At 66.3% G+C, this 20389-nt stretch carries 11 protein-coding genes; 10 read left to right on the top strand and 1 reads right to left on the bottom strand.

Annotated elements, in window-relative coordinates; all coding sequences use genetic code 11:
* Positions 1–8: 8 nt before the first annotated feature.
* Genes ACH196_RS30475 through ACH196_RS30445 form a run of 7 tightly spaced genes read left to right on the top strand, consistent with a single transcriptional unit; the run spans position 9 to position 16890 of the window.
* Positions 9–380 carry a GPW/gp25 family protein gene (locus ACH196_RS30475; protein WP_396650608.1) on the top strand — a complete coding sequence of 124 codons (372 nt, stop codon included), beginning with the start codon at positions 9–11 and terminating at the stop codon, positions 378–380.
* Positions 380–2965: a baseplate J/gp47 family protein gene (locus ACH196_RS30470; RefSeq protein ID WP_396650607.1), complete on the top strand. Its 2586-nt coding sequence runs from the start codon at positions 380–382 to the stop codon at positions 2963–2965. Before ACH196_RS30475 ends, ACH196_RS30470 begins: the two co-directional genes overlap by 1 nt.
* Positions 2962–5352, top strand: coding sequence for a hypothetical protein (locus ACH196_RS30465; RefSeq protein WP_396650606.1), 2391 nt, complete (start codon positions 2962–2964; stop codon positions 5350–5352). The genes ACH196_RS30470 and ACH196_RS30465 overlap by 4 nt, the downstream gene beginning before the upstream one ends.
* 3 nt (positions 5353–5355) lie before the next feature.
* Complete coding sequence (locus tag ACH196_RS30460) at positions 5356–7743, top strand: hypothetical protein (protein ID WP_396650605.1); 2388 nt, start codon at positions 5356–5358, stop codon at positions 7741–7743.
* Between the two features lie 12 nt (positions 7744–7755).
* Positions 7756–11433 (top strand): DUF6519 domain-containing protein, encoded by a 3678-nt coding sequence (locus ACH196_RS30455; protein WP_396650604.1) that lies wholly within the window; start codon positions 7756–7758, stop codon positions 11431–11433.
* Entirely contained in the window at positions 11415–12653 is a 1239-nt protein-coding gene (locus ACH196_RS30450; RefSeq protein WP_396650603.1) for a PASTA domain-containing protein, read from the top strand. Before ACH196_RS30455 ends, ACH196_RS30450 begins: the two co-directional genes overlap by 19 nt.
* 4 nt (positions 12654–12657) lie before the next feature.
* The gene (locus ACH196_RS30445) at positions 12658–16890 is read left to right on the top strand and encodes a DUF4157 domain-containing protein (RefSeq protein WP_396650602.1); all 4233 of its coding nucleotides are present in this window, start codon (positions 12658–12660) and stop codon (positions 16888–16890) included.
* Positions 16891–16906: 16 nt separating this feature from the next.
* Here ACH196_RS30445 and ACH196_RS30440 read toward each other — a convergent pair whose 3' ends face one another.
* Positions 16907–18241, bottom strand: coding sequence for a sigma-54 interaction domain-containing protein (locus ACH196_RS30440; RefSeq protein ID WP_396650601.1), 1335 nt, complete (start codon positions 18239–18241; stop codon positions 16907–16909).
* Between the two features lie 334 nt (positions 18242–18575).
* Here ACH196_RS30440 and ACH196_RS30435 point away from each other — a divergent pair, with 334 nt between their 5' ends.
* The 3 genes from ACH196_RS30435 to ACH196_RS30425 are packed head-to-tail and all read left to right on the top strand — an operon-like array spanning position 18576 to position 20258.
* Positions 18576–19301, top strand: a complete 726-nt coding sequence (locus tag ACH196_RS30435; RefSeq protein ID WP_396650600.1) for a deoxyribodipyrimidine photo-lyase — start codon at positions 18576–18578, stop codon at positions 19299–19301.
* A complete protein-coding gene (locus ACH196_RS30430; protein WP_396650599.1) occupies positions 19210–19689 on the top strand; it encodes a hypothetical protein in 480 nt (159 codons plus the stop codon). Before ACH196_RS30435 ends, ACH196_RS30430 begins: the two co-directional genes overlap by 92 nt.
* A 2-nt stretch (positions 19690–19691) precedes the next feature.
* Positions 19692–20258 carry a hypothetical protein gene (locus tag ACH196_RS30425; protein WP_396650598.1) on the top strand — a complete coding sequence of 189 codons (567 nt, stop codon included), beginning with the start codon at positions 19692–19694 and terminating at the stop codon, positions 20256–20258.
* The last annotated feature ends 131 nt before the right edge of the window (positions 20259–20389 follow it).

Raw genomic sequence — 20389 nt, 5'->3', positions numbered from 1 at the left:
AGGGTGGGATGGAGCATGACCGCATCGCCTATCCCATTGCCATCGATCCCGGCGCCGGTGGCCTCAAGCGCGAGCCCGACTATGAGCGCTACGTCAAGCAGCTGATCATCCAGGTGCTGATGACCGCGCATGGCGAACGCATCAACCGGCCGGATTTCGGCGCCTCGGTGCGCCGACTGGTGTTCGCGCCGCTGGCCGCCGGCATCTCGACGTTCGTTCAAGCGATGATCCTGCAGGCGCTCAACCGCTGGCTGTCCGACGTCATCCGCGTCGAGGCGATCAAGGTCGACATTATCATGGAGGAGGTGCGTATCGAGGTTACCTACGTCATCCTCGCGCGCGGTGATCGACGCTATCTGTCGATGGAGGTCACGCCCTGATGACCGCCGCGCTGTCCCGCAAGAGTCTGATCTGCAACCAGGCCGTGCCGGTCGTCACCGGCATCGACTCCGTGCAGGTGGTCGATCCGCAGCTGCAGACCGAACTCTTGGTTTTCTTCATCGTCGACCCGGACCTGGTCCAGACCGCGGCCGGGCCGCCGCCGACCTTTGCGATCGACCTGTCGGGCGGCGTGCCGCTGGCCGCGGCGCCCGGCCTGGTGACGATCGCCGCCGTCGGCGCTCCGAGCGCTCCCGTGCCGCAGCCGGTCAGCGCCGAATGGGACCGCGTGATCGTCGCAGGCGCTGCACGTACGGTCTTGCGGCTTCGCTTCGCCGCGCCGGGTGGCTTCGACATCTACGCCCTGACGGTCAACCTGCCGCAGGTCGATCCCTTCTTCAACGAAGTCGAGTTCTCGTTCAAGCAGGGGTGTGAGACCGGCTTCGACTGCGCGCCCGATTGCGACTGCCCGCCGGCCGAAACCAAACGGCCGGAGATCGACTATCTGGCGCGGGATTTCGACAGCTTTAATTCGGCGCTGCACGATTTCACCCGGCGCTACTATCCGCGCTGGTCAGAGCACCTGACCGCCGACGCCGCCTCGATGCTGATCGACCTCCTCGCCGCGCTGGGCGACGAGTTCGCCTATATGCAGGACCGCTTTGCCCGCGAACCGTTCCTGGAGCTCGCAACGCAACGCCGCAGCCTGCAGCGGCTGGCGCGGCTGGTCGACTACGTTCCCGATCCCGGCCGCAACGCCCGCGCGCTGCTCAGCCTGTCCATGCAGCCGGTGCCGGTCAACAGCGTCGCGATCCGGCTCTCCTTCGCTGAGCGGCTGACGGTTTGGGCGTCCGCGGCCGGCGTACGCCCGGTGCCTTTCGAGCTCGGCCGCAACCTTGACGACACTCGCACGATCGACGTCCACCATCACTGGAACCGGATGCCGCTGCACCTATCGGACCCAAGCCAGCCCTGCCTGAAGGCAGGACAGAACTGGATGTATCTGGCGCCCGGCCAAGGCAATGTCGCGTTGCCGCGCGCCACTCAGCTCCCGCCGGGGCAGACGCCCGCAACGGCTTGGTTGGAGCGGTGGATGGTGTTGTCCTCTGCGCCGAGCGACCCGTCGGTCGAAGCTCGAGCGTGGGCGGTGCAGATCACCAAGGTCGAGCAGCTGGTCGATCCGATCGTGCTGACCGGTGGCGGTCCGTCTGAGATCACCCGCGTCGAATGGGACGCGGCGCAGGCGCTGCCATTCGACCTGCGCATCGCCGAAACGCTGCTCTATGGCAACACGGTCGAGGCGACGGCCGGCATGACGGTCACCGAACGGTTCGCCGTTGGCCACGAGACGACGACCGATCCGTTGATTGCCGGGCTGCCGGGCGCCGTCGAGCGCGAGTCGCTTCAGGACCCGGACAGCTGCGAGCGCGCAACAGCGATCATCCTCGGCCTGCGGATCAGCGAGGCCGAAGGCGTCGCGTTCACGGGCGAGCGCAACCTCCTGAGCGAGCGCGTTCCCGAGATCGACGTGAAGGATGTGAGCAATCCCGTCGCACCGACGCAGTGGAATTTCGCTCACACCCTGCTCGACGCCGACGAGGACGACCCCGCCTACACGCTGGATCCCGGCATGTGGCGCGATATTGTGCGCTACCATCGCGACGGCGAGATCATCGTCCATTCCGACTATGCCGGCGACTTCGGCTGGTCGGTCCGCTTCGGCGGCGGCGGCTTCGGGGTCACGCCCGCTCCGGACAGCCTATTTGCGGTGCGCTACCGCACCTTCGCCGGCAGCCGTTCCAATCTGCCCGCCGGCACCATTAGGGCGCTCGATCCGCCCGATGGAAGTCCGCGCAAGCCGGCACTCGCGGCGGTCGCCGAAATCGTCAACCTGCTGCCGGCCGCCGACGGCGTCGATCCGGAAACGCCGATCGACATTCGCCGGCGGGCGCCCGAATATTATCGGGCTTTTCCGCTGCGGGCGGTGCGCGACGAGGATTATCGCGAGATCATCGAGCGGCTGGACTGGGTATCGAAGGGCGGCGCTGAGGCGCGTTGGACCGGCAGCTGGCTCACCGAATTCGTCACCGCCGATCCGGACGATGCGTTCGAGATGTCGGCGGACCAATTGACCGCGCTGGGCAATCTCGTCGACGCAGTGCGGCAGGCCGGCCGCGACGTCGTCGTGCGGCAACCGCGCTTCCTCTCCGTCGATCTGGACATCACCATCTGTGTCGAGGACGGCTTCTATGCCGGCCAGGTGCGCGAGGCGGTGCTTGCCGCGCTGGCGGGCGGCGCCAGGGGAAATGACCGGCGCTTCTTCGACCCCGACAATTTCACCTTCGGCGAACCGCTCCGGCGTTCGGCGCTTGAGGCGGCGGTGCAGGCGGTCCCGGGCGTCCGCGGTGTCACCGGCATCCGCTACCGGCCGCGCAACCTCGCGACGTGGCAGCCTTTCGAGCAGCCGGAGATCGGCGTCGCCATCAACGAGCTCGTCCGCATCCAGAACGATGCGCGGTATCCGGAGCGCGGCGCGATCACCGTGCGCGCGACGACGGCTCCCTGCCAAGGGGGGGCGTGTCCATGAGCGGATGCAATTGCGGTTGTGACGACACCGCCTTCGGCAGCGGCTGCGCGTGCGATCATCAGCGGTTCCCGCCGCCGGCCCGCATCGCCGCCGGCCTCTCGCGTCTGCCGCGCCAATGGGCCGGCTTTGCCGAGTATCGCGACCATCTCCTGTCACTGGTGCGCTCGCGACCGGCGCTCGACGCCTGGCGGGCGCGCGACAATGACGATCTCGGCCTTATGGTGCTCGACAGCTGGTCCTACGTTCTCGACGTGACCGGCTTCTACGACGCCTTCGTCGCGGGAGAGACCTATATCCGCACGGCGACGCAGCCCCGCTCGCTGCGCAATCTCGTCGCGCTGACCGGCTACCGCCCGCGCCCAGCCGTCGCCGCGTCGGTTTACCTCGCGGCCTTTGCCGACGGCGCCGACCCGGTCGCGCTGCCCGCCGGCACCGGCTTCCGCAGCAAGGCGGTCGGCGCAGATCCACCGCAGCTGTTCGAGCTGCAGCGCGACACCGTCATCCACCCGGCCCACAACAGCTGGACGCAAGCGCCCGAACGGTCGTCGGCCTTCGCCGGCATTTTTGCGTTCCCGCAGACCTCTGCCGGTGTCGCTGCCGGCCAGATCGTCCTGATCAGGACGAGCTCAACCATGCACGCGGCGCGCGTCTCGCAGGTGAAGAGCGTGCGCCTGGAAGACGCCGAGCAGTACCGGGTCGCCAGCTTCACGCCTGCCCCGCCATCGCTATCCGGCACGGCCCTCTCGGCGATCGATATCTCCGTGTTCGGCCAGAGCGCCGCGCCGACCGCGTTCGTCCCCGACCAGATGTCGATCATCATCGCGATCCCGACCATGTCGCCAGGGTCGGGGTCGGGCTCGGTCATCGCGCCGGCGGTAAGCGAGCCGCCCGCCTTCGGCTCGACCTTCGTCGTCCTCGATTCGCTCTACACAAGCATCCGGCCGAACGACCCGGCGATCATCGAGACGACGGGCGGCGTGTTGAAACCGGTGATCGTCACCGACGCGAAAGCCGTCCCGGTCATCCTTTCGGATCCAGTCAGCACCAAAGTCACCACCAAGGTCACGCAGATCAGGTTTGCCTCCATCGGAAACTCGGGCGATGTGGCGCGCGTGCATTTCCGCGCCACCCCGGCCGGGGCGCTGGTCAATCCGGGCAGGACGAGCTTCTCGCCCGCCGAGCTGATTGGCCCACACGCACTGCAAGGACCGGTCCGCATGCCGTCCGGCACCCCTGCCCCGGTTGCCCTCATCGCCAATGGCGAAGGCAATGGCGGCGCCCGCTATGACGGCACGGTGGCGGCCGGACAGCACGGCGCGGCCAGCGCCACGGCCACCGCGCTCGTCGATGCCGCCGCGGACAGCCTGACCACGCCGATCGCCTGGCATGGCAATGTGCTGCGGGCGACGCGCGGGCAGACGGTGTTCAACGAGGTGTTGGGATCGGGCAATTCGGCGGCCGCCTACCAGACGTTCCGCCTGCGCAAAAAGCCACTGACCTACCTTCCCTCCCCCGCAGCGGACACAGGTGTAGCGCCCGAGCTCGAAGTCAGGGTGGGCGGCATCCTGTGGCGCCGCATCGAGACGTTTCTCACAGCCGGACCGGACGACCACGTCTACATCGTTCGCCATGACGACGAGGGCGAAACCGACATCATCTTCGGTGATCTCTGCCGCCCGACCACGGGCAATGCCAATATCACCGCGACCTATCGCTTTGGCGCCGGCGCGGCGTCGCCGCCGCCAGGCTCGATCGGCCAGATCGCCAAGCGCACGGCGGGCCTCTCAAAAGTGCTCCAGCCGCTCGAATGTGCCGGCGGCGCCGACGCGGAGGCTGCCGATGCGGTGCGTGTGAACGCGCCGGTCAAGATGATGACCATGGGCCGCGCGGTCTCGATCTCCGACTATACGGTGTTCGCCAGGGGCTTCACCGGCATCGTCAACGCGGCGGCTGCATGGGCCTGGGATGGGGTCTACCAGCAGGCGACGGTCAAGATCTGGGTCATTTCCGCCGGCGCCAGCCTTGCCGTCGAACTCGCGGGCTACCTGCAGCAGCTCGGCGACGCCAATGTCGCGATCAGCGTCACCGAGGCGACGGATGTCGGCGCGACGCTCGCCGTGTCGATCGACGTCGCCGCCGGCTATGATCGGCCGCTTGTCGCGGCGGCCGTGGAAGCGCGTCTGACCGATCCCAAAGCAGGCCTGTTCGCAGCGGCCAATGCGGCTATCGGCGTGCCGCTCTATCGCAGCGTCATTGTCGCCGCCGTGATGGGCGTCGACGGCGTCGCCGCTGTACGCTCGCTGTCCGTCAATGGGCAGCCTGTCGACACGGCGATCGCCGTGCAGCCTGGCTGCTACCTTGCCTTCGAAACCGTGGTGGTGGGCTGAGCTATGGCGATCCCGGTCGAAGTCGAAGCTCGCACCGCCCGTGACCACTATCCGCGCTACTATGCGGAGAAGCTGTGGTCCTGGATCCCGGAGGTCTACCGCAACGAGGATTTCCGCGCCGCGAAGCCCGGCGTGCTGCGCGCTCTGATCGAAATCATCGCCGAGGACGCCGCGACCGCGCGCCGCTCGATCGACCGGTTGTGGGACGATGCGCTGATCGATTACGCCGACGACTGGGCCGTGCCCTATATCGGCGATCTCGTCGCAACGCGCGTGCTCAACAGCCTGAATCGTCGCGGCGTCAGGACCGACGTGGCGCGGACCGTGTTCTATCGCCGCCGCGCCGGCACTCCAGTGGTGCTGGAGATGCTGATCAAGGACATCACCGGCTGGGGCGGCACGGTGTCCGAGGCCTTCCGTCGCCTGGCGCGCACCTGGCACGGCCTGGACGATGACCCGTACGCGGTGCCGAACGGCTTTTTCGGCACGCCGAAGGGCGGCACCGTGAAGCTCAATCTCGCCGACATCGCGGAAAAGCTCGACGGACCGTTCGATTCCTACGCGCATGTGCCGGATTTTCGGCGACTTGAGGGTTTTCGCGGCCGCTACAACATCCCCAAGCTCAACATCCATCTGTTCCGCCAGAAGCCCGTAAAACTCGGCTTCACGACGGCGGTCCGCATCCGCGACAATTGCTGGACGCTCGATCCCTCCGGCCGGGATGTCCAGCTCTTCGCCAACAACCAGCGCGGCGTGCAGCTTCCGGCTCACAGCGAGCGCGGCAAATCCGACGGCTGGGAACCGGCGCGCGCGTCGAAGATGCCGGCGCCGATGAGCTGCCGCATGCTGAACGAGGCGTGGTTCAGGCTGATGCCCGGCGCCATCCCGCTGGCGTTCGGCGCGACGCTGGCGCCGCTCGCCGATGCGCGAATCTATGGCGCGCGCAAGCTGCTCGAACTGGTGGTGCGCGTCACCGGCGCGCCGCCCACGGCTGCGAATTTCCTTGCCCTCCAGGCCGCGACAGTCGAGGCGACGTCGGCCAAGCTCGATTACCTCACCTATGCGCTCCTGCTGCGCACGGGGCTGGACCTCACCACCGCGACGGCGCTTGTCCCGGAGCAGATCAGCGCCGCCGACCTCTCGGCATGGGATGCCCCGCCGCTTGGCTCGCCGCTCACCGTCGGCGTCGACGCGGTCGTGGACCCCGCGCGCGGTCGTGTCATCCTGCGCTCCAACGAGTCGCTGATGCCGCAGACCTGGCATTACGGACAGTTCGACCATGTCGGCGCGGGCGGCCATGAGCGTCGCAGCCGGGTGTCGGCCAACGGCACACCGATCGCATCGGCCCAGGCCGACCGCGGCCCGATCGTGCTCGCGCCGCTCGCCGCGACCGGCGTGTTCACCTTCCAAGACAGCAGGTCCTACACAATGGCAGCCACCGGCATCGCCAATGTCGAAACTCTGAACCTGCAGGCCAACGACTTCCAGCGCCCCTATGTCCGCCTCGTACTGCCGGATGGCGACGATGAGTTCGTCATCTCCGCAAAACCCCAGAACGCGGCGCTCGGCGCGGACGATCCCGCCAACCGCCGCACACTGATCCTAGAGGGGCTTTGGCTTGGCATCGACAATGCGACGCCGCACACCCAGGCGCTGGTCAACGCGCCCGATCCCGTCGCGCCCGTGCCCCGCAGCCTGGTGCTGGACGGCAATTTCCATCGCGTCGAGCTCAGCAATGTCAGCATCGACCCCGGCGGCGAGCGGGCACGTGGCGCACCCCTGATGGCGTCGGTGATCCCCGCCGTTTCCATCATCGTGCGGGGCCAGGTCGACCAGCTGGTAATCGACCGTTCGATCGTCGGCGCCATCATCGAGGAGCGCGCCGCCGCCGACCCATGCTCGGTCGGCAAGGTGATCATCCGCGACTCCATCGTGCTGAACGCGGTGCCCAACACGCCGGCCATCGATTTGCCGATCGGTCGCCTGGCGATCGAGCGCTCCACCGTGTTCGGCGACGTCGAAGTCAATCGCATCGACGCCAACGAGACGCTGGTCCAGGGCCGGGTGACGGTGACGGACAACCAAAGCGGCTGCTTCCGCTTCAGCGCGGCTGCCAGCGACGGACCGTACCGCCTGCCGAAACAGTTCGAGTCGCACCTTTACCCCGGCGGCATACCGAACGGCTTCTTCGTGTCGCGTCGTTTTGGCGACGCCGGCCTGGCCCAGCTCAGCGATGACGCGCCGCGGGCTCTCAGGCGCGGCGGCGAAAACACGTCGGAGATCGGCGTTTTCAACCGGACCTTGGCGCCAATCCTTGCAGACGACCTTAGACTGAAATTCGAGGAATACGCCCCGCTGAACCTCGTCAGCCAGTTCATTTTCGAGACGTGAGGAGGCGATACGATGTCCGCGATCGACATTACCCGCAATCTGCATCAGCCGGCCAAGCACTATTCCGGGCTCGTCCAGCTGCAGGGCTCCGTCATCCTCGACGCCGAGCTGAACGAACGCGACCGGCTGCAGGATCACGCCATGCGCCGCCTGCTGACGGACTTCGTCTGCTCGCGCGCCTCGCCCGATGACGGCTTCAAGATCGACGCCGTCACCGACGCCCCATACGACTTCACGATCAAGTCTGGCTCCCTCTATCTCGGCGGCATGCGCTTCGACATGGAGCACGACGAGACCTTCCTGCTGCAGAGCGACTGGCTGCAGCAGGGCGCGCCGCTGCCGACGGCGCCGACCGATGCCGATCTTGCCGCGGGGTCGCGTTTCGATGCGGTGTTTGGCGAGGGCCACGAGCAGCCGGTCAGCGGCTCCGAGGACGGCGAGATCGTCGAGGCGGCGCTCGGCGGCCCGCAGCCGTCGGCTCGCATGCGGCGCATGCGGCGGGTCCGCGTTTTGACCGCCACGCCAGACAATTGTCCGGATGCGTTCGACGCCGTGCTTGCCAGCCTTGGCGGCACGTTCAATCGGCAGTCATGCGAACTCGTCTCCAATCGCCGGCTAAGCGTCGGCTTCCAGCCGTTGAACATTCCGCCCGATCCGTGTTCGCCGCGCAACAAGAGCGGCTATCTCGGGGCCGAAAACGAGACGATCCAGGTGCGCGTCATCGCGCCCGGCCGCTTCGTCTGGAGTTTTGGCAACGCGTCGCCGGTTTACAAGGTGAAGCTCATCCGCAACGTCGCGGCTGGCCGCGACGCGGTGGAGATTTTCCCGCCGCCGCGCGATCAGTCGCTGAGGCCCCGCGCCGGCGACATCATCGAGCTGATCCGCTGCGGCTCGCTGCTGTCGAATGGCGAACTGGCGGCCGAGCATCACGGCCTGATGACGGTCGCGACCACCGCCTACGATCCGCAGACGCGGCGTGTCGAGATCGCCACGCCGTCGCAGCCGGGAACTCAGGTGCCCGCCGCCTTCAGCAATCATGCCCGCACCCAGGCGCTGGCGGCGCTTTTGGCGCCTGAACTGCCCGCCGATTTCCAGCTGCAGCCCGAGTACTACTATGCCCGGGTATGGCGCGGTCAGGCGGTGCCCAGCGCCGACCACGGCATCGCCTTCGTCAACGGCACTGCGGTCGCGCTCGGCAACACCGGCGTCACGGTCACCTTCACGGGCGATGGGCCGGTCGGCGATTTCTGGACGTTCTCGGTGCGCCCGCATACGCCCGACATCATCGTCCCGTGGGAGATGCGCATCGCCAATGGCGTCCCGCCGACGGGTCTCAAGCGGTATGTCGCGCCGCTCGCGCTGATCGAGTGGTTCCTGGACGACAACGGGGCCGTGCGGTCGCGCGTGCATGATTGCCGGCGCACCGTACGCAAGCTGTGCGAATCCGATGGCTGCTGCGAGATCACGGTGGGCGACGGCACGGAAAGCCATGGCGACGTCGACAGCTTGGCGGCGGCGATCGACCTTCTGCCGGCCAATGGCGGCAAGATCTGCCTGCTGCGCGGCCATCATGACGGCCATGTCGTGCTCAAGGAACTCCGCAACGTAACGATCGAAGGCTGCGGACCTCTGTCGATCCTGCACGGACTTCCCGGACGCAAGCGAGCGGTGATCGGCATTTTCGACTGTGACACGATCCGCCTGCGCAATTTCGTCATCGATGCGCCGGAGACCATCGGCCTGCACATGGCGGACTCGCATTCCGGCAAGGGCTTCGGCCGGGCCCTGCGATCGATTTCGGTCAAGGACATGGGCTTCATCGGGCGCGACCGGCCGTGCGTCATTTTCGACGGTGGAGACGGTCTCACGTTGGAAGGCTGCCGGCTGAGGCTCGACGCGCTACAGGAGCGCCTTGGCGAAAACGCCTCGGAAAATGGCCTCGCCAGCGCGGTCATCGTCATCGGCGCGCACATCCTGATCGAGCGCAACGCAATCGCGGCGGGCGACAAGATCGAGAACAGGCTGCGGGCGCTGGGCGGCATTCACGTCCTTGGCGGCAGCGAGGATGTCGACATCCGCCGCAACGCCATCAACGGCGGCAGCGGAACCGGCATTCAGCTCGGCAGCATATCCCTGGTGAAGAGGGACCTCGGCAAAGGCTTCAGCACGCGCTTCGACGGCTATCTCGCGGCCGAGGCGCGTAAGGAGCGCGACCGTTACATGATGTGGATGCGGCGCATCATCGTGGAAGAAGACGGTTGCATCAAGTTTCCGCCCGATCCCCACGACCCGGGTGACGACGATCCCAACGATCCGCGCAAGCCCGACGCGGACCTGGCCATCCTCAGGTTGCGCATCATCGAAAACGATATCGCGTCGATGGGGGGTGACGGCATCGGCGTGTTCGCCTTCTTCGACATCTGCAAGGACCCACAGTTCATCTCCATTTCCGATGCCGTCATCCGCGGTAATCGCATCACCGGCTGCGCGCTGCGCGAGGCGCCGAAGCTCCAGGACGGCCTTTATGCCTGGTCGGCGCGCGGCGGCATCGTGCTCGCGCATGCCGAGAAGCTGGTGGTCGAGGACAACCAGATCATCGACTGCGGCGCCGATGGATGGGGACCGATCTGCGGATTCTTCTGCGCCATGACCGAGGGAGTCCGTTTCGAGGGTAATCTGATCGTCGGCAACGGTCGCCGCATCCACAGCTCCAAGGACCAGGTCGAGCTCGGCCAGCGCGGCGGCATCGTCATCCGCTACGCCATGCCGCCAACGACGCCCATCGCCGACATGCTGAATTCGTACGGCAAGCGTTACAAGACCGAATACATGCGCAGCGGCACCGACGCCGTCCTGATCGCCAACAACCGCATCTCCGCGCCGGAGGGTCGCGCGCTCGACATCACCGGTCTCGGCGGCATGTCGATCTCGGGCAACCAGCTCGAAAGTCTCGGCGCGGTGTCGATGAACTGGGTCGCGGCCGCAGGTCTGGCGCTGGCCAGCCGGCTACAGCCCCAGTTGCCCGCTGGCGCGGTCGACATCATGCGATCCAACCCGCTTGGCGCGCTGTTCGGCGGCGCCGTCGTGTTCGTGATGAATCTGTGCGCTTTGGGCGACCATTCGCCTCCCGGCATCGGACTCGCGTTCGGCGTCGATGTCGATAGCTCCGGCGACAGCGACGGCGCCATCTATCTCAGCAACGGCAAGGTCATGTTCAATGACAACCAGACCCACTACGAGGCGCTCACCATCGATATCGAGAGCATGGTGTTCAGCGGCATTTTCCTCGGCAGTCTCGATGATGTGCAGATGTGCAACAATCAGGGTGATGTCGATCTGGCACGCGGCGTTATGTGCACCCATGCTGCCGTGCTCGGTCCGACGGTCAATGTCCAGCACAACCGCCTGAGCGAACCGTTCAGCCCGTTTCTCGATGCCAGCCGGCGCAAGGTGTACCTGTCGCTGGTCACGTTCGGTACCGCGAACATCACGACCATGAACTTCGGAACACATTGCATCCTGCCCATGGCGGGCAATGCACAAATGTCGATCGTCGACCCGAACCGCTCATACGCCCTCGCGATGGATGACAAGCTTTGCGACCAAGGCAAGCGAACCGTCGTCGGACTGCTGATAGTCGGTTTGCAGCTTGGCCTGAGGAGTGCCGCGATATGGAAGAAGAATTCCTGATTTCACCAGACGATCTGAAGCACTTTTTCGCGCTGCGCGAGAGCGCGCTTCTGTGCCTCGGCAACGCGCTCTTCGGGCGCGTGCGGTTCTACGAAAAGCACTCCGCCTGGGCGGCGGAGCAGTATGGCAACGCCAGCTACCAGGTCGACGCGCTGGATAGCGCGACGTTCTTGGCGCACAACCGCCGGCAGGCGGTGCTTGAGGAGGTGAAGCGGGCATCCGTGCCCATTCCCGATGTCGAGCCCGGCATCATGACCTTCAGCGGGCGAGTTACCAGCGAAGGCAAGTCCGCGCGGGGGTTCGTCGTCACCGCCTATGAGGCTGGCGAAAAGCTTGTCGGCCGCGCGGTCGTCGGCGACCGCGGCCATTTCGTCCTCGAGGTCGGCGAAGGCACCGCCTTGCGGCTGGTCGTCTTCGATCCCGATGGCAAGGAGGCCCACACCGACAACCAGGTCTATGCCTTCGAGCCGGGCAAGCGCGCCTTCGTCGAGATCGCAATCGGCAAGCGCGACAAGTCAGTCGACATCCCACCCGACAGGAAGCCGTCGGATCGGGCATTCGAGATGCCTCCGCTTGTCGACAAATTGGTGCGCGACGCCGAACAAGTCATCAAGAACGCCGGCCTGCAGGTCGGTGACAAGATCATCGAGTTTGACGCCAAACGCCCCAACATGGTGCTCAGGCAATGGCCCGAGCCTGGTATGAAGGTCATGCCGGGGGATCGCGTGACACTGACTGTCAGCCAGATGCGCGTGTTCATCACCGTGGGCAGTGTTCCGTCGCTGGTTGGCCGTTCGGTCGGCGAGGCGCGCAACCTGCTGGAACTGGCAGGCCTGAAGCTCGGCGAGATCACCTATGTCGCGGGCGCATTTCCGTCGCGCGTCGAGGCCCAGGACCTCAAGGTCGAGAGCCGGCAGAAAGAGGGCACGGCCGTCAATGTCACTATCAGCGTTCCCGACGCCTCCAAGCTGGATGCCGAGTTGGTCGGCGATCTGTTCGATCTCGAGGCGACCAAGGCCGGTATCAAGGGCGGCGAACTGGTACGACGCCTGACCGGCTCCGGCATCACGACCACCGACGATTTCGCTAGGCTGGCGCGCGCCAACGACGAGGATCTCGGCGGCCGCATCGGCATCATGGATGCCGACCGCCTGAAGGCGGTGCGCGCCGGGTTGAAGAGCGTCCAGGCGATCCTGCGCAAGGCGCCGAAGCCGGGCTGAGCCGATGGCGAGTTTCGCAACGCCAAAGGCGCCCGCCGCAAAGGCCAAAACGGCGGTCAAGCCGGCCGCGTCGCGCGCACAGCGCGAGGCTACGCAGGCATTCATGCCGGCCATGCCGTTGCAGCCGAAGCTCGAGGTCGGCCCGGCCAATGACCGCTTCGAGCAGGAGGCCGACCGCATCGCCCAGCATGTCGTGTCGGCGTCGGCCAGCCCCAGCGGCCCGGCGCCCGGCATCTCGGCGCTCGGCACGCCGGGACAGGCGGCTGCGAAGCGCGCGCAGCGGGTCGAGCAGGCGCCGGTGGCCGCGCGCGAGCAGAAGCCTGAAAAGCTTGACGTCCTGACGGACGTGATGCAGCGCAAGCCCGCGCCTGTCACGACGAAGCGCGAGGAGGACAAGCCAGCCCAGGCAAAGCGAAGTGCAGGCAGAGTGCAACGCAGTGCTCCCACGCCAACCGTCACCGAGCGCGAGGAGGAAAAGCCTGCGCAGGCCAAGCGCGGCGCCCGCGCCCTGCAACGCAAACCGGCACCTGCTATCACCAAGCGCGAGGAGGAAAAGCCCGCGCAGGCCAAGTTCGCCACCGGCCTGCTGCAGCGTGACGATATCGCCGACGACACCATCGAAGAGACGACGGTGGCGCAAGGCAAGCGCTTGCAGCGCGCTGCTGCGGCGGGCGAGTTCAAGGCGGACGCGCCGATACCCGAAGAGAAGCAGGACGAGGTCGCTCAGACCAAGCGCGCGTCTTTCCTGCAGCGTGACGATATCGCGGACGACACCATTGATGAGACCACGGTCGCGCAGGGCAAGCTGCTGCAGCGCGCCGTGGTACCCGCCGACGCGGTGCTCACCTCCACCCAGCCGCCCGAGGAGGAAAAACCCAAGGAAGACATTACCCAGCCGGCGCAGCGCGACGCGGCCGGCCATGGCGGCGCTTTCCCCGCGCCGTCGGGCGTCGAGGCCAGCGTCAACAGCATGCGCGGCGGCGGCACGGCGCTCTCGCCTGATGTCCAGCAATACATGGAGCCGCGTTTCGGCCGCGATTTTTCGGGCGTGCGCGTCCATTCGGATTCCGCCGCCGCGCAAGCGTCGCGCGATGTCGGCGCGCGCGCCTTCACGGTCGGCCAGGACATCTTTTTCGGATCGGGCCAGTACCAGCCGCAGACCCATGGCGGCCGGCAGCTTCTGGCCCACGAACTCACCCATACGGTGCAGCAGGGCGGCGGCTCGAGCCAGGCGCAGCCGTATCGCCTCCAGCGCGCCGGCAACGCCGACAAGGCGTCGACGACAAAGACCGACGAGCCGCCATCAAAGGTGTTCGACGACAAGAAGCTGGGCAAGATCGATGCGTCCACGCCCGGTTCCCTCGTCGTCGAGCTGCCGGCTTTGCCGATCCCCAAGATCACCAACCTGCCGAAGGGTATCGGCGCGGGCGGTGCGGCGGAAACATTGGGCAGCCCGGGTCTGCCGACCCCCAGCCCCGGCGCCGAGTACATTTATCCGGGCAAGACCACGCGCGGCAACACCACGGCGCGCCAGCAATGGCTGGGTTATCTGGCAAGCTCCGCGTCGCAGCTGCAGGGTGTGATCGAAAAAATGCCCGGCATAGCCAATTCGGGCGTCAAGGTCGGCGCGAAGAGCGATCAGACGGTCGGCTATCTCAAACGTAAGCAGGCAAGCGCCAAGGGGGCGCATTTCCTGATGGTCGGCACCCCCGAGCAGCTCTCTAAGGCGGCCGAAATCCTCATTCCGATCTGGGATTCGGCGGGCAACGACGCGCTCTTCGACGTCGACCACATCCACGAGCTGCAGCTCGGCGGCCTGGACGGCTGGGCGAATTTCTGGCTGCTCGATCAGGGCTCGAACCGCAGTTCGGGTTCGAACATCAGCACACAGATCACCAACGCGGTCCGCGATCTAGTCGTCGCGGCCGAGGCCGCCGGCTTCTGGGTGCCGGATCGCGGCGGCGAGAAAAAGCCTTCCTTCTCGGCGTTCAAGAAGAAGACGGAAGCTACCTGGACCCTGAAGTTCCGCACCTTCCGCTTTATCGAGGTCTCCGGCACCAAGAAGTACTGGACCCGCACGGACATCACCACGGGCAAGCATCTCGACAAGCTCCAGGCGCTGACCGCCGGCGAGATCGCGCAGGAAGGTCTCGCCTACACCGAGGGCGGCGCCGTTCCGGCGACCATCAGCATCTTCCCGCAGAAGGACGGCGGTGGCTTCCGGCGGCGGCTGGATGTCTCCAATCCGGCGGCGCCCAAAACCGTTGATGGGCTCGATCAGGGCGGCGGCGGACCGGCCGGACCGGTGGGCAAGCAGTTCTACAAGGGCTTTAGCTACGACAGCATCACCTACAAAATGACGAAGGATTTCAAGCCCGAGGAAGACACCGAGATCGGCAAGATTCACGGCACTCCCTTCAACTCGACGGGCCTGGTCACCGGCGATCCTTTCGACATTCCGATCTTTTGGAGCAAGCAGTTCGGCTTCGGCGGCTACATCAAGAACGGCTTCATCAAGGAGCGCATGGGCCGCCTGTCGATCGTCGGCGCCAGCCCGGTCGAGATCCAGGAGGCGGGCGTCTCGCCCGACGGCTCGCTGTTCGCGCGCGGCGAGATCATCGCCACCAAGGCGCTATTCCCCAATCTGCGCATCCCGATCTTCTTCCGCGGCAACGATATCTTCATCAGCTTCCCGATTCCGACCGAGAAGCTGCATTTCGGTCCGCTCAGCGTCACCGAGGCGGCGCTCAATCTGGGGTTCGGCAAGGCCGGCGTTTTCGCCGAGGGCTATGCCGACGTGATGATCGACAAGGTCGGTTCGGGGCGCATCGAAGGCCGGCTCGACGAGGAAGGCCCGGTCATCACCGGCACGTTCAACTTCGCGCTCGATTTCCTCAATCCGGCGCAGGCCAAGATGGTCTACAAGCTGGCGGACGATTCCTTGACCCTGACGCTGACGGCCGGTGTGCAGAAGGGCAAGCTGCCCGGCGTCGAGTCGGGCAGCGTCACCGCCACCATCAGCCGCGACACGGTCGGCGTGGCCGGTTCGCTCACCCTTATGGCGCCGCTGCAGGGCACGCAGCTGACGGTGAGCTACACGCCCGAAGCCGGCCTGAAGATCGGCGCCCAGGACATACCGCTGCCGCTGACGCGCATTCCCGGCGTCAAGGATGCGCGCGCCTCCGTGCTGGCCGAGCGCAATCCCGAGACCGGCGAGTGGAAGCTGAGCGGCGCCGGCTCGGCGACGGTCGACATCCCGCCCGCTCAGGGTTCGCTCAGCGTCGCCATCAATGGCCCGGCGCTCACCGTCACCGGCTCGGCGACCTTCACCAAGGGTCCTGCCTCCGGCTCGATCAATTTCACCGCGACCAACCAGGCGACCGACGCCGACGGCAAGCCGGTCGAGGGGCAGACAGCCGAGAATTTCACGGTTACCGGCCGGGGTTCGGCGGCGGTGCAGTTCGGCATCCTCAAGGGCACCGCCGGCATCGAGCTGACGCCAGACGCGCGCATGATCGTGTCCGGTGAGATCGCGCTGCCGCCCACCCACGAGGTGTTCGCCAAGAAGGCGTACGAAAAGACGCTGCTGCACATCGCGCCGCCGGAATTCCCGATCTGGGGCATCTCGATCGCCGGCTATGGCGTCGGCATCTTCGCCTTCATCGACGCCTATCTGAAATTCGACGCCTTTGTCGGGCCGGGAACGCTGCAGAACACCTCCGTCAAGGTGCAGTTCGACCTCGACAAGCCGGAAGAGGCCGTGGTCGACGGCAATGCGGAGTTCGTGGTGCCTGCCGGCGCCGGCTTCACCCTCGACATCGGCGGCGGCCTCAGGGCACGCGTGGCAATCGCGTCGGTCGAGGGTCGCGTCGGCCTCGACGCCCGGCTCGGCCTGCTGGCCGAGGCGCGGGCCGGCGTCAAGCTACACTGGACGCAGGCCGAAGGCCTGTCGCTGGCGGCCGAGGCGGAAGCCAAGGCGCGCCCCCAATTCGACATCGGCGTCAACGCCAGCGTCACCGCCTCGGTCGATCTGCTGCTGACCGAGATCTCGCACACATGGGGTCCGTGGCGAAAGCAGTTGGGTTCGTTCGGTCCCGGCCTCGAAGTCGGCGTCAAGGTGCCGATCGCCTGGTCGGAGATGAAGGGTCTCGACTTCGACACGGAGAAGATCCAGATCACCAAGCCCGACGTCGATTTCGGCGCGGTGATGAAAGACACTTTTCTGTCGCTGGTGTGAGGGTCGCTGCCCCGCTTCAATCGCGCGCGTCGCTTGTGAAGGCGGCGCGTTCGATGCCGTGTTTGCGCAGCAGCCGGTCGAACGCCTTGCGCTCCTTGTGGGCGAGCCGCGCGGCGCGTGTGACGTTGCCGTGCTGGTCGGCCAGCAGTTGCGTCAGGTAATCCTTCTCGAACGCCGCGACGACGCGCGCCTTCGCCGCGGCGAAGGGTTCCAGCCCGCCGCCGCCAGCGCGATGCGCCGGCTCGGCGGGCCCCTGTTCGGTCAGTTCCGGCGTGTCGACCGTGTCGCCGTCGGAAAAGATGTAGCCGCGCTCCACCGCGTGCTGCAGCTGGCGGATGTTGCCCGGCCAGCGCTGGCTGACCAGCCAGGCCAGCATGCCGGGCGAGAAGGATTTGCGCGTGCTGCCATAGCGTTCGCACACCGCCTTCAGGAAATGCCGCGCCAGCGGCAGGATGTCGTCCGGCCGCTCACGCAACGCCGGCAGCGAGACGGTAGCCAGGCTCAGGCGAAAGAACAGATCCTCGCGAAAGGCGCCGCGCGCGGTTGCCTCCTGCAAGGGCCGGTTGGTCGCCGCGACGATGCGCGTGTTCGACGTCTTGACCTCGGACGAGCCGACATTGCGGTAGCTGCCGTCCTGCAGGAACCTCAGCAGCGATATCTGCGCATGCGGTGACAGCGCATCGACCTCGTCGAGGAACAGCGTGCCGCCATGCGCCATCGCGGCGAGGCCTGGCTGGGCGGTGCGCGCGTCGGTGAAGGCGCCGGCCGCATGCCCGAACATCTCGCTCTCGAACAGATGGTCCGGCATCGCCCCGCAATTGATCGGCAGGAACGGTTTTGACGCACGCTGGCTGAAATAGTGAATGGCGCGCGCGACCACATCCTTGCCGGTGCCGGTCTCGCCTTCGATCAGCACGCCGACATCGTAGCGCGCGAAGCGGCGGGCACAGCGCAGCACGGCCAGGAACTCGGCGGACTGCCCGACGATCCAGCGCGGCAGGTCGGCATCGCGCGATTGGCCGGCCTTCAGCAGGGTGACCAGGCGCTGGATGTCGTTCGGCCAGGTCAGCCGTCCGTGCGGCTGCCCGCCGCGCGTCGGCGTGCGGGCGCTCTGAACCGCGATCAGCCGCTCGGCGGCCCAGCCGCGTGGCGCGACGGCCGTCGGATCGGTGACCTCTCCGTCCATGAGCACCACCATCACGCCGTTCTCGCGCGACGGCGCCGCGAGACGCTCAGGGCTGATGACCGCGACGCTCAGATCGCAGCCGACAAGATGGGCGATGACCTCCTGATCGAAGTCAGCCGCGCCGGATGGCAGGACATAGACGAATGCGTGCGCTGCGGTCGCCATTGCAGTTCCCAGATGTGTCCCCCGCGCCCCTGGAAATGCTTACCGTTGCTGTCGTCGCTGGCGTCTCCGCATGCACTGCGATGTGGCCCCATCACAGGCCCAGAAAATGCCCGAACCGGCCTCGCTACGCGAGCAAGCGGCGCGTGGGCATGTCGGGAATGAATTCATGCGGTTCGCCAGATATATCGAGTTTGCCTAATTCGCGCCTGACGCGCAACTCCCGATTGGCCCGTTCGGCCCCTTTTGTGGGCGAAAACTTCACCCGCCAGTGCTGATCCAATTCCATCGCTCACGCGTAGATGCAAACGCGGTTAACAAGGGGTAAGCACAGCGCATGGCGAGAAGCGATCCGGTCCTGCTGCTCTTTCGTGCCGACCTCCGCCTCGCCGACAATCTCGCACTGTCCGCAGCCGCTCAAACCGGCAGGCCGATGCTGCCGGCCTTCATCCTTGACGAGGAAAACGAAGGCGTGCGCCCTTTCGGCGCAGCGAAAAAATGGTGGCTGCATCGCTCGCTCACCGCACTTGCCGACACGCTCCAAGCGCTTGGCACACGCCTCGTCCGGAAGCGCGGCAAAACGGTCGAGGTCGTTCGTCAACTGGTCGCGGAGACCGGCGCCGGCGCGGTGTTCTGGAACCGCCGCTATCAGCCGCGCGAGGCCGCGGCCGATGACGCTATGGCCGCCGCGCTCGCCGCCGGCGGTGTCGAGGCGTCCAGCCATGACGGGGCGCTGCTCCACGATCCGACCATGGTCGCCACGGCTTCCGGCAAGCCCTTTCAGGTGTTTTCCGCCTTCTGGCGCGTTGTGCAGCAGGCAGACCCGCCGCGCCCGCCGGCCGACCCGCAAGCCAGCCTGAACGCCTATGGCGGCAAGGTCGCCTCCGACCGGCTGGATGACTGGAACCTGATGCCCAGCAAGCCGAACTGGTGGCAGCCCTTCGAGCCAATCTGGTCGCCGGGAGAGCATGGTGCTCACCAAGCGCTCGACGCCTTCCTCGACGAGGCGATCGACGGCTACGAGACCGGACGCGACATCCCCCGCCGTAGCGGTCTATGTTGATGGCGCCTTCCAGCCTGCCATCGATGACGTCGTCGCCGACCGCATCCTGCAGGACCCTGCCGCAATCGAGTTTCGCCGGATTTCGCGCTCCAAGCGCGACGAAGCGTTCGTTCAGCAGCTTGCCGCCCTCCTTTCGACCAAGACGAACCCGGTGGAAGCGAAGGCCCTACCGGTCGCGTCGGCGCTCTATCAGCGCTTTCACGCTCTTCCGCTTTGGGCGCAGCGCACGCAGACGCTCCCCGAAAAAATCCGTAAGGTCCGGGACATCGTGCTCAAGGCAAGCGATCCGGAGGCGCTGCTGTTTTCCGACCTCGCGTCGACGTTGGAGGGTGAGCCTGATCCCGGGGTGAGCGTCGTCACCGCTCTCACCAAGGCCGAGCACGCCTAGTCGTGCATTCCTACGTGGCGATCCGCGCAGACGAACAGAGTCGCGAGGGATATCAGGCAACCCATGCCAACATGCGGGTTCACTTCCCCCTGCGCGACGACGGCATCAATCGGGCCGGGGTTATCGAGACGCTCGAGAGCGCCGGCCAGGGCGAACCGGAGTATTATCGCTGGCGGACACGATCGGGCTGCACCTTCTGCTTCTTCCAGCAGAAGATCGAGTGGGTACGCCTGATGCGCGAGCACCCCCAAGCGTTTGATGACGCCAAAGGCTACGAGAAGACAGCACGTGCTCATGGCTCGCCGTTCACCTGGAGCCAGGGCGAAAATCTCGACGAGCTTAGCGCGCCGGCCCGGGTCGACGAGATCGAGCGTGAGTTCGAGCAGCGTCGCGCTCGGCTGCTGGCTCGTCGCCGTGTGAATCCCCTTGCCGAACTGCGACCCTATCTCGTTCCTGAGATTGCGATCTGGGCCGCGACGAGGCGGGCTTTGTCGCCGGACGGGCGGACGCTCTCCTCGGAACCGCGACCGCTTGGCATAGTCTTTCTTACCACCTCTGCGCATATTTGATCACTAGCGTCCGTTGACAAAGGTTGACTGGAGAATCCGGTTTTGATTCAAGGCTTCTTTTTGGAGGCAGCCTTGGGCGAACGTGTTGGTCTGACGGACGAGGAATGGGAACTGATCGGGCCTTTGCTGCC

Source organism: Mesorhizobium sp. IMUNJ 23232 (assembly GCF_044326205.1).
In the GTDB taxonomy this organism is placed as follows: Bacteria; Pseudomonadota; Alphaproteobacteria; order Rhizobiales; family Rhizobiaceae; genus Kumtagia.
This window is presented reverse-complemented; position numbering and strand designations above follow the sequence as displayed.